Origin of the sequence: Rubripirellula obstinata (assembly GCF_001642955.1) — a bacterium.
GTDB lineage: Bacteria > Planctomycetota > Planctomycetia > Pirellulales > Pirellulaceae > Rubripirellula > Rubripirellula obstinata.
The window spans coordinates 1-14,067 of sequence record NZ_LWSK01000129.1 but is presented as its reverse complement, the minus strand read 5'-3'; the positions used below and the strand labels follow the sequence as shown (position 1 = coordinate 14,067).

The 14,067-nt window shown below is 53.7% G+C and carries 13 protein-coding genes; 9 read left to right on the top strand and 4 right to left on the bottom strand.

The annotated features are described in order from the left end of the window. Nucleotides 1–153: 153 nt before the first annotated feature. Nucleotides 154–1,245 (bottom strand): 3-oxoacyl-ACP synthase III, encoded by a 1,092-nt coding sequence (locus RC85_RS21545; RefSeq protein WP_068266773.1) that lies wholly within the window; start codon nucleotides 1,243–1,245, stop codon nucleotides 154–156. Nucleotides 1,246–1,826: 581 nt separating this feature from the next. On the opposite strand from RC85_RS21545, the gene RC85_RS21535 reads away from it, so the two are divergent. From RC85_RS21535 to RC85_RS21500, 7 genes are all read left to right on the top strand, one after another. Further along, the gene (locus tag RC85_RS21535; protein ID WP_068266779.1) at nucleotides 1,827–2,576 is read left to right on the top strand and encodes a gamma-glutamyl-gamma-aminobutyrate hydrolase family protein; all 750 of its coding nucleotides are present in this window, start codon (nucleotides 1,827–1,829) and stop codon (nucleotides 2,574–2,576) included. 548 nt (nucleotides 2,577–3,124) lie between these two features. Further along, nucleotides 3,125–3,679, top strand: a complete 555-nt coding sequence (locus RC85_RS21525) for a hypothetical protein (RefSeq protein WP_068266767.1) — start codon at nucleotides 3,125–3,127, stop codon at nucleotides 3,677–3,679. Beyond that, nucleotides 3,676–4,695 carry a hypothetical protein gene (locus RC85_RS21520; RefSeq protein ID WP_084422915.1) on the top strand — a complete coding sequence of 340 codons (1,020 nt, stop codon included), beginning with the start codon at nucleotides 3,676–3,678 and terminating at the stop codon, nucleotides 4,693–4,695. Before RC85_RS21525 ends, RC85_RS21520 begins: the two co-directional genes overlap by 4 nt. Before the next feature lie 193 nt (nucleotides 4,696–4,888). Continuing rightward, entirely contained in the window at nucleotides 4,889–5,773 is an 885-nt protein-coding gene (locus tag RC85_RS21515; RefSeq protein WP_068266765.1) for an ion transporter, read from the top strand. Between the two features lie 151 nt (nucleotides 5,774–5,924). Then, a complete protein-coding gene (locus RC85_RS21510; RefSeq protein WP_068266762.1) occupies nucleotides 5,925–7,217 on the top strand; it encodes an MFS transporter in 1,293 nt (430 codons plus the stop codon). A 43-nt stretch (nucleotides 7,218–7,260) separates the two neighbouring features. Beyond that, on the top strand, nucleotides 7,261–7,965 hold the full coding sequence (locus tag RC85_RS21505) for a hypothetical protein (protein WP_068266758.1): 705 nt from the start codon (nucleotides 7,261–7,263) through the stop codon (nucleotides 7,963–7,965). A gap of 278 nt (nucleotides 7,966–8,243) precedes the next feature. Further along, nucleotides 8,244–8,441, top strand: coding sequence for a hypothetical protein (locus RC85_RS21500; RefSeq protein WP_149752630.1), 198 nt, complete (start codon nucleotides 8,244–8,246; stop codon nucleotides 8,439–8,441). Here the strand turns inward: RC85_RS21500 and RC85_RS21495 are convergent. From RC85_RS21495 to tsaB, 3 genes are all read right to left on the bottom strand, one after another. Further along, the gene (locus tag RC85_RS21495) at nucleotides 8,438–9,748 is read right to left on the bottom strand and encodes a dicarboxylate/amino acid:cation symporter (RefSeq protein WP_068266753.1); all 1,311 of its coding nucleotides are present in this window, start codon (nucleotides 9,746–9,748) and stop codon (nucleotides 8,438–8,440) included. The genes RC85_RS21500 and RC85_RS21495 overlap by 4 nt on opposite strands. Before the next feature lie 313 nt (nucleotides 9,749–10,061). Further along, nucleotides 10,062–11,330 (bottom strand): hypothetical protein, encoded by a 1,269-nt coding sequence (locus RC85_RS21490; protein WP_068266750.1) that lies wholly within the window; start codon nucleotides 11,328–11,330, stop codon nucleotides 10,062–10,064. Beyond that, a complete protein-coding gene (tsaB, locus tag RC85_RS21485) occupies nucleotides 11,327–12,145 on the bottom strand; it encodes a tRNA (adenosine(37)-N6)-threonylcarbamoyltransferase complex dimerization subunit type 1 TsaB (protein WP_068266747.1) in 819 nt (272 codons plus the stop codon). The genes RC85_RS21490 and tsaB overlap by 4 nt, the downstream gene beginning before the upstream one ends. A gap of 105 nt (nucleotides 12,146–12,250) precedes the next feature. Here tsaB and RC85_RS21480 point away from each other — a divergent pair, with 105 nt between their 5' ends. Next, nucleotides 12,251–13,009, top strand: coding sequence for a metallophosphoesterase family protein (locus RC85_RS21480; protein WP_068266775.1), 759 nt, complete (start codon nucleotides 12,251–12,253; stop codon nucleotides 13,007–13,009). Between the two features lie 5 nt (nucleotides 13,010–13,014). Next, complete coding sequence (locus tag RC85_RS21475; RefSeq protein ID WP_068266744.1) at nucleotides 13,015–13,812, top strand: metallophosphoesterase family protein; 798 nt, start codon at nucleotides 13,015–13,017, stop codon at nucleotides 13,810–13,812. Nucleotides 13,813–14,067 lie beyond the last annotated feature (255 nt).

Sequence of the window (14,067 nt, the reverse complement as noted above, 5' to 3'; positions counted from 1 at the left end):
GGCTACGCCGCGAAACCGAGCCAGAGAATTGATGTGGGGCAGCCATCCGGGTGCTCGCGCACCCGGCAGGGAGCTGCCGGCCCGCCGGGCCTATTGCGCAATAACTGATGCAACGTCCCGAGCGAAGGGCGACTATAAAAAGTCGTACGTTCCTTAGCTGCTTTGCTTCAAATCGCCGATATTACCGACCACTGATGTTTCGCCCCAAGTGGCGGACATCATCACGCTGTTGATTCCCGATCCGATCCCCAACATCGCAACCTGATCGCCGGCGGCCAGTTCGCCGCGGGATGCTGCGGATGCCAAAGTGAGTGGCAACGCGACACTGCCGGTGTTGCCCAGTTGGTCGAACGTCGCACTGTCGCGATCGATCGGTAATCCCATCGATTCCAGCATCGCGGCTCGATGGCGTGCGCCGACTTGGTGACAGATCGAGCGATTGATTTGCGGTCGCTGCAACTCACTTTCGGCCAGCAATTGATCAAACGCGGCCACGCCCGTCGCGATGCCCTGAATCATCAACTCTTCCGAATCCGTGTCCATCAGTGGCTGCATGTCGGCACCCGCGGAATCTTGGTCGCTGCGGCAAAGATCGTGATACTGGGTTCGGGCTTTGGCAATCGCAGTTCCGATCGATGTTGCATTGGCGGCAAGCCGGCGATGCGTCAACAGCCAAGCACAGCTTCCCGATCCAATCGTCAGCGAAGCAAACGCAGGCTTCACCGACTTTCGCGTCAGCGATTCGTCACGATTCAACGCCGCGATCGTTTGCTCCAAAAGCATGCGGCTATTCTCGGTCCCCACGACCACGCCGGCGTCAATCTGCCCCGACTGAATCATCGTGGCGATTTGAACTGCACCGTTGATGACTCCAAGGCAGGCATTGGAAACATCGTAGACCCAAGCGTCTTCTGGCAAACCCGCACCGTGGTGAACCCTCGACGCCGTTGCGGGCTCCAGAAAGTCGCGGCAAACACTCGCGTGGATCAAGCATCCAATCTGACTTGCATCGACGTGCGAACCTTCAATCGCAAGCTTGACGCTTTCGATACTGGGGCCGCTTGGCATCGTGCCGGGTGCCCAGACACGTCGCTCAGCGATACCGCTCATCAATTCCAGGCGACCTTGTGGCAGTTTTAGCCGGCTATAAAGCGGCTCCAAACGAGCCTCAATTTCATCGCTGGACCAAATTTCCTCGGGAATTACCGAACCAATCGAATCAAGGACAACGTCTGAAAATTTCACTGGGCACCAGAAATCAGTAGTGAGGTGTTTAAAAAGAACGATCGTGGACCGTTCAAGCGAATCGTACAGGCATGGAAAGCACCGCTAAGCATCACTTAGAGCAATCCTGAGCTGCCGTTGGACAAATTTGATCCGAATTCGACAGGCATTGGCATGCAAGATTGAAAACGCGTCAGCATCATCAAACCGCTGCCTAATAAGTTCACGGAAACCCGCTTTGATAGCAAGCCATCGCTTTGCTATCACGACGGCTAGTGCTAGCAACGGTGTTTTTCTTCAAGATGTAGGTTGGGTTTGGGGCATCGGCGGTTGGTCGATAGTTTTCTTCGCATCACGGGCAACGACAAGTGTGTTTGCCCAGCTGCCCCAGCGATCAAGGCATTTCAGCAACGAGCAAATTTTCGACCCGATCTCCTCTTTCGTTTGCTCTCGGCTGAATCCAAGTCTAGGTGCCAGAGCAACGTTCCCGCGAGACCCTTTCGAGAAACGCAGTTGGTGCGGGTGTTTGGTTCGATGAGGACAGTGTTTGCAAGACGAACTTGCAATCCTTCCCATTCGCTGATTCGAAGAGGACCTTTCGGATGTCGAATAAACCGTTGATCGGCATGAATGCCGACTTTCGCGCCACCAACCGCAACATGCCAGCCTACGGCTATATCGCCGCTGGCTATTTCCAATCGATCATTGCCGCTGGCGGTGTTCCCGTGATCGTTCCGCCACTGGCGGATACCGAATCGATCAACGCTTTGTTGGATTCCGTCCAAGGATTCATGATGATCGGCGGAGCCGACTTGGATCCTAGAAACGACGGTTTTATGCTGCACCCCAGCGTTCGCCCGTTAGACCCATCTCGCGAAGCCAGCGACCGGATGCTGATGGCGGAAATCGCTGAACGTCGAATGCCGATTTTGGGCATCGGCACAGGAATGCAGTTGATGAACGTCCAACAGGGCGGCAATCTGTTCCTGCACATTAAAGAAGACCTGCCATCGGCGGTTCCTCACCATGACGCTCACGACCCCAATCATCGCCACACACTTGATGTCGAAAGCGATTCTTTGATCGGTCGCGTCTACGGCGATGGCGAAATTCGAGTCAGCAGCCGTCACCACATGGCAATCGATGAAGTCGCTCCTGGATTTCGCGTGACTGCGAAATGTCCCGATGGTGTGATCGAAGCAATCGAGTCCGAAATGATGGATTGGTTTGCCGTGGGAACTCAGTTCCACCCTGAATGCGGTGCCGCATCAGCACTGGACGTTCGCATCTTCGAGGAATTCGTCGAAGCTGTCGTTGCACGCACCCAAGAAGAAATCCGCTTGGTCGCTTAATTCCAACAGATCTTCCTGAAGCGAAGGAATCAAACGCATGGATGTGTTTGATACCGGGTCGGCAGGTTGAGCGGTCAAGGATGGCCAAGATCATAACGGAATGAAGCAGATCATCAGCCTATCGAATCGGTAACTTAGCCAGGATTGGCTAGAGACCGGACGCGTACGAGTCGAAACGCGTCCGGTCTTTTTTTATGCGCTGACAGAATTTGGAAGCTCGGGGAAAACGGATCTCAAGGCATGCCCCAACTTGGCGTCTTGGAAAAATTGGGCAAAAAGATGAGGGGGCAAAACGATGGTGCGCGGCCATCGTGCGGATGGTTGCAGCGCACCGTCGTTTTGCCCCTTCGTCGTTTTGCACCAAAAGGCTGGGAATACGCAAACAGGCCGCATCCACGCACTTAGCTCTCTGTTTTTCTACAAGTCACCAGTCGCCAGCCTTCCCTTTATCACTGCGAAAACAATCTCTTTCGGTGGGGGCGTTGGGTTTGGTAGCCTTCGCGAATTGTCGTTCTTATCTTTTCGCATCCAGTTTCACAGCGGTTTTCATGCTCGGTGAATACAAAGTCAGTCGTAGCACTCGGCAATGCCACGTGCAGGGGCGACCACTACGCGAAGGTGAATGGTATTTTTCTGCGATCATCGAATCAGGCGACGACTACGTCAGGCGTGATTACTCCGCGGAAAGCTGGACCGAACCGCCCGAAGATGCGATCGGGTGGTGGAAAAAACGTATGCCCAAGGCGGACGATAAAAAGCTTGTTCTTGCGCCGCCCGAAGTGCTGATTGATCTGCTGCGTCAAATGGAACGTTTCCCTGACAAGGCAAAGAGTCGCTATCTGTTGTCGCTGATGCTGATGCGAAAACGGTTGCTGCGTCCAAGCAGCGAATCCACCGACCCAGAAGTGATGGTCGTCGAAGTGGTCAGCGATAGTAGCCAAATCGAAATCCCAATTTGCAAGATCGATCGCAGCGAGTCGGAAACGCTGCGGGACGAATTGAACGAACTGCTTTACTGCGAGGCGGATCCCGAGACTGAAGTCGAAATAGAAAACGATGCCGACGATCCTGAAACCGAAACTGAAACCGAGGAAAACGCTTGAGCTATCAATCGATCAAGTCGGTCTTCAGCGTCGTGTGGGTTGCGTCGGTACTGTTCCTTTGCGGCGGTGCGACGTGTTCACGGCGACAAGTCGCGACACCGTTCCCGCCGCCTCCGCCGATCAACCTGAGTGGTCAATCCAGTTTGGATGAAGTCGTTGCGGCGATCAATCGGACTGGCAACGTCCGGCAACTGTCGACCAACACCGCCAAGGTCGAAATGCTAAGCATGCCCAGCCTGCCGCGGTTGAGCGCGACGATGCACTTGCAACGCGACAAAGACTTCCGCTTGCGAGCGAGTCTGCCGATCGTGCTTGGTGCTGGTTTGGACATGGGCAGCAATCAAGAATTGTTTTGGCTAGAAGTTCCCGATGGGATTCGCAAGACTCTTTACTTCGCGCGCCACGACCAATACCAACAACAACTCAGCCGCGCGGTCTTGCCGGTGGACCCAAGTTTCGTGATGGATGCGTTGGGATTGGTTCAGGTTGATCCGAACCAAGTGGTTGCCGGACCGGTGTTGCGCCAAGACGGTAAACTTGAATTGCGGACGTCCAAGATGACGCCCAGTGGTTTGTACCAGCGCGTTTTGTACATTGAAAAAGAAGCTGGGTATGTGACCGATCAATTGCTGTACAACCCGTCGGGCATTCTGGTCGCGCAGAGTTCGGCAACGAATCACGTTTACTATGACGGCCAAGGCGTCGCCCTGCCGCACCAAGTGCGGTTGAACCTGCAACCGGTCGGCGAACAAGAATTGTCGATGCAAATCGACGTCAGTTCTTACACGGTTAATCAATTGCTGACCAACGACCCTCAGCTTTTCGCGATTCCCGCTGGTGCCTCACAAACCGTCGATCTAAGTCAGATCGGTGCCGCGGGTGCCGCGGGTGCGATGGGTACGATGGGCACGACAACACCGATTTCCGCAGTGATTTCAACACCGCCAGCGACCGGCCCGAGTGCCTACACGGCCGACGCGTCGTTGGCGTTCCCGATGCGCGGCCAGCAGCGTTAGCGCCGCGCAGCATCTGCTAGCGCCGAAGACTGATAAAGCGTAGGCCGTGTGGAGCTCCGCGACACACCGCACACCGCACACGGCACACGGCACACGGCACACGGCAATGTGCGATGCCGTGTGTCGCAGAGCTCCACACGGCCTACAATTGTTTCTTCATGCTGCGTCCTGCTTTTGATTATCACTGAATGTCATGTCCATTAATGCAAAAAATCCTAGAAAACGTGATCAGCAACGCCCGCTAAAAGAAGGTTGGCGTCAACGTTGGTACGACATCATCTTTGAAGCAGACTCGCCCTGGGGACGTTGGTTTGACATCGCGATCTTGATTGCGATTCTGCTGAGCATTGGGATCGTGTCGTTGGAGTCCGTGCCGGAATATATCGGCAACAGCAAGCTGCTGATGTGCGAAGTATTTCTGACCGGATTGTTTACGGTCGAATACATGCTGAGATTGATCTGCGTCAGGCATCCGCTGCGCTACGCGGTCAGTTTTTGGGGCATCATCGACCTGCTTAGTTTTCTGCCCACGTACATCACGCCGTTCCTGGGACGCAGTTCGCAATCGTTTGTGATCGTAAGAAGCATCCGATTGCTACGCGTGTTTCGTGTTCTGAAACTATGGAGGATGATGAATGATGCCGACGAGTTATCAACGGCGATTTGGCGAGCACGAAACAAGGTGGTGGTGTTCCTGTGCGTCGTGTTGGTCGCGGTGACCATCAGCGGCACTTTGATGTATCAGATCGAAACCATCAGCTCGAACCCCGCCCACGAAAACGGCATTGATCCCAACAGCCAATTCACGTCGATCCCGCAATCGATGTACTGGGCAATCGTGACGATGACGACTGTTGGCTATGGCGATGTTGTTCCGCAAACCAACATCGGCAAGGTCATTTCGGCGGCGTTGATTCTGCTTGGTTACAGTTTGATCATCGTGCCATCCACGTTCGTCAGCGCCGAGATCGTCAACAAAAAAGTGGAAGACTCGGGTTTGCAATGCCCAGTCTGCGACGCGACGCATCATCAAAAGGACGCAACCTACTGCTACCGCTGCGGCGGCAAGTTTGATTGATTTTAACAGGTCTCGGTGAACACCAACTTTTACCTCCCAGCGGGAGAGTTGGAACTCTGTGGTTTAAGGCCGCCGCAATCCCAACGGATTCCTAAGAGCTGAATTGCCGGTACAACATCGGCTTTCTCGTCTTACCTGAATTCTGATTTCTATGCTTTCTCGGATCTCCGACACGCTGGCCCGCCGGCTGCCATTCTTCTACGGCTACGTGATGATACCGCTGGCAATGGTGTTGCAGATCACCACTAGCCCCGGGCAAACGTTCGCGTTTAGCGCCTTCACGCCATCGTTTCGCGAAACGTTTCAAATGAGCGACAGTCATTTGACGCTCGCGTACATGCTGGGCACCTTCTTTGCCGCGGTTCCGCTAACGTTTATCGGTCCGCTTTCAGATCGTTTCGGATTGAGAGTGCTTTCCTGCTTGGCCGTGCTGGGGTTATCGACGACCTGTTGGATCGCGTCGATGGCGTCGGGTTGGTGGACGTTGTTGTTGGTCTTTTTCTTTTTGAGGTTTCTGGGGCAAGGCAGCCTTACTTTGCTGGCCGGAAATACGGTGTCGATGTGGTTCCACAGTCGTATTGGCCGCGTGTCGGCAATGATGAGTGTTGGAACGGCGGTGGCCTTCGCTTGGGTGCCAGGATGGATCCGCGAATCAATCCTAAACAACGGTTGGCGAGAAACCTATCAGTCGATTTCATTGTTGGTCCTGGCCAGCACCTTGCCGATGGTGCTGATCTTTTTCCGAAACCGGCCGGAGGATCTCGGTCAAAACGTTGACGGGAAAATCTTTTCACACGATCCCGATGAGAATGCGACTGAAGAATCCGTTTCAGTTCAGATCAAGACTGAACGCTCATTAACGTTTGCAGAAGCAATCCGCACACCAGCGTTTTGGATTCTTGGCGCAGCAAATTCTGCCTGGGCACTGATCGGGACGGGAATCATTTTCTATCTGTATATTCTCTGCCAACAACGTGGCTTCGACGACCAAGTTGCCTCGGGGCTGTTCAAGACCATCGGCCTGTGCATGTTGGCGGGGCAGCTTGGTGGCGGAGTCCTGGCTGATTTTGTTCGGCTGAACCGAATGTTGGGCGTTGGCGTTGTGATGCTATGCATTGGTGTCGCATCGTTGTTGCTCGGTTCGTTTATAGTTAGCCAGAGTGAAATCATGCTTCAAACGTATTCCGCTTTCTTTGGCGGCGGCCAGGGCTTGCTGTTGGCGGTCGGTGCAGTCGTTTGGGTGCGTTACTTTGGTCGCGACTCGCTCGGCGCGATTCGCGGAAGTGTGATGTGTGCGACGGTCGCTGGCAGTGGTTGCGGACCGTTGTTGATGGGACTGTCGCTGGATTATTACGGCAGCTTCGACCTAGCGTTGATTGCATTCCTGGTCATCCTGAGTGTGCTTACCGTTGCTTCCTGGTTCGCGATCAAGCCGCGGCTATAATTCCTAAAACGCAAAAGAATTTTCAAACGGGAGAACCCAAATCATGCCCAAACGTGGATCGAAATCCTGGTTTCGTGGATATCGGATAGCAATTTTGTTGAGCGTCCTGGTGCATGTTGCCTTCGTTGCGTTGCTTTGGTTTTGGTGGGAACCGAGTGTGCAGCCATCGGCCAGCCAGCAAGTTGCTGCGACAGAGCAACCTGCGACAGAGCAATCTGCGGCGGAATCACCACGCAAGATCGAACCGCCTAAAACTCAAGCCGCCGAATCGGATATCGAAGTTCCGTCGGATCAAATTCGGTCCTCCGTTGAATCTCAGATCTCGCAAGTCAACCAAATCAGCGACTCGAAAAAACGAGAAACGCTCGACAAGAAACTCGATCAACTCCAACGAGTTTCCAAGCCCGAAACGGTCGATCAAGTTGCTGCTGCGGTCGCCGAATCAATGGGCATCGACCAATCGCAGTACGCCGACAAACCAACCATCGCCAAAGGCGAATTCGATCACAACACGGCGCAAATCAAAGCAGTCAATCGCACTCAGAGCGATTCAGGATCGTGGAACTACGTCGCAACGATGGTGGATGCCGATGGACGCCAGCTTGAAACTCCATTGACCCAGTCCGAAGGAGCGTCGGTTTACGAAACGTTTGAAAAGATGAAACAATATCCGATGGCAGAAAGCCTGTACCAAAAGATCATCATGCCAATGCTGCAAAAAATGATCGAAAGCGAAACGGACCGTTAGAGCGTTGTAAGATAGTAGGGAAGGTTCCCACGGGTTGCTTTGTGTTTGGTTGCTTTGTGTTTGGCTGATGGGAGCTGGGCCTGCTTGCTAGTGGCGTCACCTCTCTGTGCATGGTCATTGAATCTGGCTAAGCTAAGTTCACTGTTTTCGATCCTCTGCCACGAGTCCAAGCTGATGATCTGTCTCGTTTACTCATTGACGCCGAATACGGCGAAGCCGCCGAGGTATTGAACATGATTTCCCGCAGTCCCGAAGACCGTCAATTCTACGAAGCCCGTATGAAGTTTCTTCACGATGAAGAAGCAAGATTGATTCATGCCAGAGAGGAAGGTGCTGATGCCGGCAAGGTCCAACTGCTTCAACAATTACTGGGTGAACCGGAGCAGTCCATCGGGGACTTGCTTCAGCTAAACTCAGACACTCTTGCATCGCTGTTGGCGGATCTACAGCAGCGTCTTCGCACACGCAATGGCTAGCCTTGATCGGTGACAGCGTTCACCGGTTCCGCGCTCGGCTCACCCAGCTTCCCTAGACTTTTGGCGACCAACATCGACACCGATGTGTCGCTGGTCACGTTGGTGACGGTGCGCAGCATGTCCAGCGGGCGATCGATGGCGAAGATTAGTGCCAAGCCGGCTTCGGGGATTCCGGCTTGGCCAAGGATGATGACCAACATTACCATTCCGGCGCTGGGGACGGCGGCGGTGCCGATCGATGCGAGTGTGGCTGTCATCACGATGCCAAGCTGGGCGGAAAGTGACAGTTCAAGGTTGAATGCTTGTGCGATAAAGACCGCAGCGACGCCTTGGTAAAGAGCGGTGCCGTCCATGTTGATCGTTGCACCGATCGGCAACACAAAACTGGCGACTTCGTCATCGACGCCCAAGTGTTCTTCGGCGCGTTCCATCGTCACGGGCAGAGTTGCAGCACTGCTGCTGGTGCTAAAAGCGACCAATTGCGCCGGTGCAATCCCTTTGGCAAAGAACGCGTAGCCGCAGCCGGTGAACAGTTTGACCATCGATGGGTAGAAGACAATCGTCATAAATCCTAAACCGAAAACAACGCAGGCGGCGTACCAGAGCAGTGCGATGAAAACATCAACGCTGGGTAATTCAACGATCAGTGACGCCATCAAGGCAAAGACGCCGATGGGAGCGCACTCCATGATCAAATCGATGATTTTCAGGATCACCGAATTGATTCCGTCAAAGAAACTCTTCACTGGAGCGGCTTCTGATTCGGGGATCAGGATCATGCCGATGCCAAACATCAGGACAAAGAAGATGACCTTTAACATTTGACCATTGTCGGCGGCAGCTTCCAGAATGTTATTGGGAACCAGGTCCACCAAAGCCTGCAAAGGACCGGATTGTTTTTGCTGTTCCGCAAGCGCGATCTTGTCACCCGCACCGTTCTCGCCGCCAAATTTTTCCATCATCTCGATGCGAGTCGCTTCCTTGATCGTCTTGCCTGGTTTGACAATGTTGACGACCAACAAACCGACCGAGACGGAAATCATTGTGGTCATCAAGTAGATGGCGATCGTACGGCCACCCATTTTGGAAAGCTTCGAGATGTCTTTGAGGTCAGAGACGCCTTTGATCAACGATGCCACGATCAACGGCATTGCGATCAGTTTCAGCAAATTGATGAAGATCACGCCAAAGGGTTTGATCCAATCAATCGTGAATTCTTGCCAGCCTGTGCGAACCGCGATCGCCCCGAACAAAATTCCGGCGAACATTCCAATGATGATCTTCCAATGCAGGGCTAAGTTCTTCATTCGGGATCACTTTGGTTGGTGGAAGATTGTTTGGGGCGCGTCGCAACGCCGTGAGAAATTTTTAAATCGTTTAACCGCGTGGGCATCGCCCCGCGCGTTCATGCGGGGCGAACCGCGCGGGGCGATGCCCACGCGGCTAAACAAAACAATAGTTTTTTACTGGACCAAAATTCGTCACGGCGTTGGGTGCGTGGTCATGTAGGCCGGTGGGGTTAGCATAATGCAATTCTGTTTTTTAAGTGTCGCCTTTCGCTCTGCGAAAGTAGTTGAGAGCACACTTTCGCGGAGCGAAAGGCGACTATTGGAAGACGGGTCAGTCGCTTTCGATCTGTGCGATGCAGTGGGTCAATGCTTCCATGGCGGTTGCATGATTGAATCGCTTGGCGTCTTCCAGGTGTTCCAACAAGATTGGTTTCAGTTCGCTGCATTGACGACCGCCGCATTGAATCCAATCAAGCACAGGCATCAGGTCGAATGATTCGGCACCGAGCAATCGCTTGGCTGGCGAGAGAAATTCGCTGTGGGGAAGGCCGACTTGAATGGCTGATTTCATCGCTGCCAATGTGACCAAGGGTGACCGGTGGCGGGCTAGGTCTTTCAATCGCTCTTTAACGGATCCGTTACTTGGCGAAGCATGACCGAGCACCTCGGCTGCTTTTGCGACCAATTCGACATCGTTTCGCTGCGTCGCTTTCATCGCGGCATCGATTACGATTTCGCTGGTGTTGTCGAGTTTGCATGCGACGTTGCAAGCGACGATGGCGGCTGCGAGTGCGAAATCTGGATCCTGACCGGCAAGCCAGGCTGCTAGTTCTTGCGGATTGCTTTTCTGGCTGGGGATTCGATCGGCGTCGAAAAGTAACGGCTCGCCGGCTGCATCAGACTTCTTGAAACTTCGACTGGCTTGCTTGTAAACCGAACGAGAATCTAGTCGCAGTGAACGCAGCCAGTTTGGTTTTTTGCCGTTTGGATTGGTGACGCGTTTGGCAATACGATCGATCAGAGCCATCGCATAACCAATTTCCATCGTGTTGTAGTAGCCTGATCGCGACAACGACCAACCTGACCAACCGACCGTAGTCCACTGCTTGTCCAACAACGAAGCCTTACTGGCCAAGACGCCCAGGCCAACAATGATTGGCAACAGCGATGTCGTTTGCGGTTGCACGTCCAGGTCTCGTTGGCGGCGATGTTGCCACGCGTGACGAGCCAATGTGTTGGCAACGGTCATGATCGCTTGCAGGTCATCCTTAACGGCCGCCGCGTTCACGGTGGCAATTGCAGCTTGGTTTTCGTCAGACTGATAAACCACTGGCTCGTCAAAGTGTTCTGCATTGGAAACGTTCCACTGCAACGGGCCCGCACCAAAGTCAAACCTTGGCGAAAGTGAATTTGCGATCGTTTGAAGCTTGGATTCGACCGAGGAATCATCGAACTGAATCTCATCGACACTTCGGATGACCTGGTTTCGATGAAAAGCTTCGTCGCCAAACGTCTCGCGACTACGCCGCATCAACCACTGCAGGTCTACTCGTTGTGACGTGGCGAGCGGTGAGCGTGATTGGAAGAGTCCAAACATCATTGTTGCTTCTCTTCCGCGGCGCAGCTTTTGTTTTCTTCCGCGGCGCTGGGTTTCAAATAAGTGGGAGCGATCGTCATCGAGTCGGACCATTGTCCATGTTCGGCGAGACGCCGGGCCAAGATTCCCACACCAATCGCATCACATTCCCTCTGCAGAAAATTTGATGGATGGGAGAACAGTTTTTGGTCGCCAGCGGTGAAAACGTCTCCAGTTCGATCAGCAATCTGGTCGTTAAGCTCCGTCGGAACAATAAGTGGCGTAGCGAAACTCGCCAAGAGTTTCGGCAGTTCGACAAACCGAAAGTCTTGGCGACTTTCGCTACCAATTTTCCCGCCACTCATTATTCCGACGGTCCTAAGCTCCTTTCGGTCGATCGCGGACGCAGCTAGGACGCGATCGCACACTTGGTCGCCTAAAAAATCTTCTCTCGCAAAATCGGCTGTGTAGGCTTGTCCGCGGTAGGCTTCGATTGCCACGCAAATCTGGTTGGCGGCGGAGTGACAACGGAAGGTTTCGGCGGCGATTGCTGCGAGCGACCCGACCGCGACCAGCGGGATTTCCCAGGCGAAACTAAGCGTTTTGGCGGTCGTGACACCGACGCGCAGTCCGGTAAACGACCCGGGACCGATCGCCACTGAAACAAGTTTCACGGCGTCTGGATTGATCTCCGCCGACTCCATCAAACGCTTGATTTCTGGGGCCAACATCATTGCTGTTCGATGCTGACTGGGCAAATTCGCGAACGCAATGACAGCGTCTCTATCAAGCAATGCAACTGATCCCTGTCGCCCAGTCGTTTCAATCGCTAGCTGCATGGGACGATAAGTTCTTTCTATCAGTCGTGGGATTGCTGGGCTTTTCAGGAGACGACTACAATGGTTGCCACCGGTTCAGAGTCGAGTTCAATCAGGAATGACCAAGTGAAACGAGCGTTGATTAGTGATATCCATGGCAATCTGGAAGCGCTCGAAGCCGTTTTGGCCGACATTGCAACTCAAGACGTCGATGAAATCTACTGCCTTGGCGACATTATCGGCTATGGCCCGAATCCATGCGAGTGCCTTGATTTGGTGATGTCTCGGGCAAAGAAAACCATCCTGGGCAACCACGATCAAGCCGCCTTGTTTGATCCCGACGGGTTCAATCCGATGGCGTTGCAGGCGATCTACTGGACACGAGACCAACTGGACAACGGTCCGGGAACATCGAACCAGATCAACGACCGCTGGGACTTTCTTGGCGAATTGCCGCGACAGATTGACGAAGGTCAGTACAAATTTGTTCACGGATCGCCTCGCGACCCGACCAACGAATACGTTTTTCCCGAGTACGTTTTTGATACTCGCAAGATGGAGATCCTGTTTGGCAAGATCGAGCATCTGTGCTTTATGGGACACACACACTTGCCGGGCGTCTTCACGACCGAGTGCGATTTTATCACGCCAGACGACTGCGACTTCACCTACAAAGTCGGCAAAGAAAAATTGATGGTCAACGTCGGCAGCGTCGGACAGCCTCGCGATGACAACAACAAATCGTGTTACGTGGTTTTGGACACGGACGCAAACACGATCACGTTTCGGCGTATTGATTACGATCGAAACAGCACCGCCGACAAAATTTACAACGTCCCGGATTTGTCGGACAACTTGGGTGACCGTCTGAAGCACGGACGATAAGCAGCATGACACGCACGGCGATCCTTAGCGACATTCACGGCAACTTGGCTGCACTGGAATCAGTGTTGGAAGATGTCGCAGGTCAGAACGTTGACCGAACCGTGTGCCTGGGCGATGTCATCGGTTACGGCCCCGATCCATGTGCTTGCTTGGACAAGGTGATGGAGTTTGATTTCTGCGTGCTGGGCAATCACGACAGCAGTGCGTTGTTTGACCCCGAAGGTTTTAACATCGCGGCCGAGCAGGCGATCTTTTGGACGCGAGCCCAGATTGAATGTGGTAGCGATGGTCCCGAAGCCAGCATGCGGCGGATGGAATATCTGTGTGCGTTGCCGCGAGTCGTTCAGGAGGATGGTCCGGTTGCCGATGTCGGTGGATTGCCATTGGTTGGCGGTTTGATGTTCGTTCACGGGTCACCGCGCGGGCCGACGAACGAATACGTGTTTCCCGAAGACACTCAAAACATCAAGAAAATGGAAAAGCTGTTTTCTCTGTTTTCACATTTGTGTTTCCAGGGCCACACGCATGTTCCGGGGATCTTCACCAGCGACCTGCGTTTTGTTCGGCCGGTGGACACTGACGATGGCTACAGCATCACGGACACTTCGCAGCGTTTGATGGTGAACGTGGGCAGCGTCGGACAGCCGCGTGACGGTGACAACCGCAGTTGTTACGTGATTCTGGATGACGAGAAAATCCAATACCGCCGCGTTGAGTACGACATCGAGCGAACCGTTCGAGCGATCGAAGCGGAACACGAACTCGATGATTTGCTAGGTCATCGGCTCCGCGACGGCCGTTGAGTAAACGTCAACGCCGCCGACATTCCTTGCTGGTCCATTAACGTAGAACGTAGAACGTAGGCCGTGGCGAGCTTCCAGCGAGTGACGGCGTTTCAGGGCACTGCCTGGGCTGACGAAAATGTTTGCGTGGAGGGAAACTGGACGACTTTGGGGGGTTGTGGCTGACCGGCCTCGGTGTTGATTGCAAATTGCAAAATGAACACTGAAAAATGTAAATTGACCAGCAAATACCGCTTCCCAAGAATTTTCAATTTG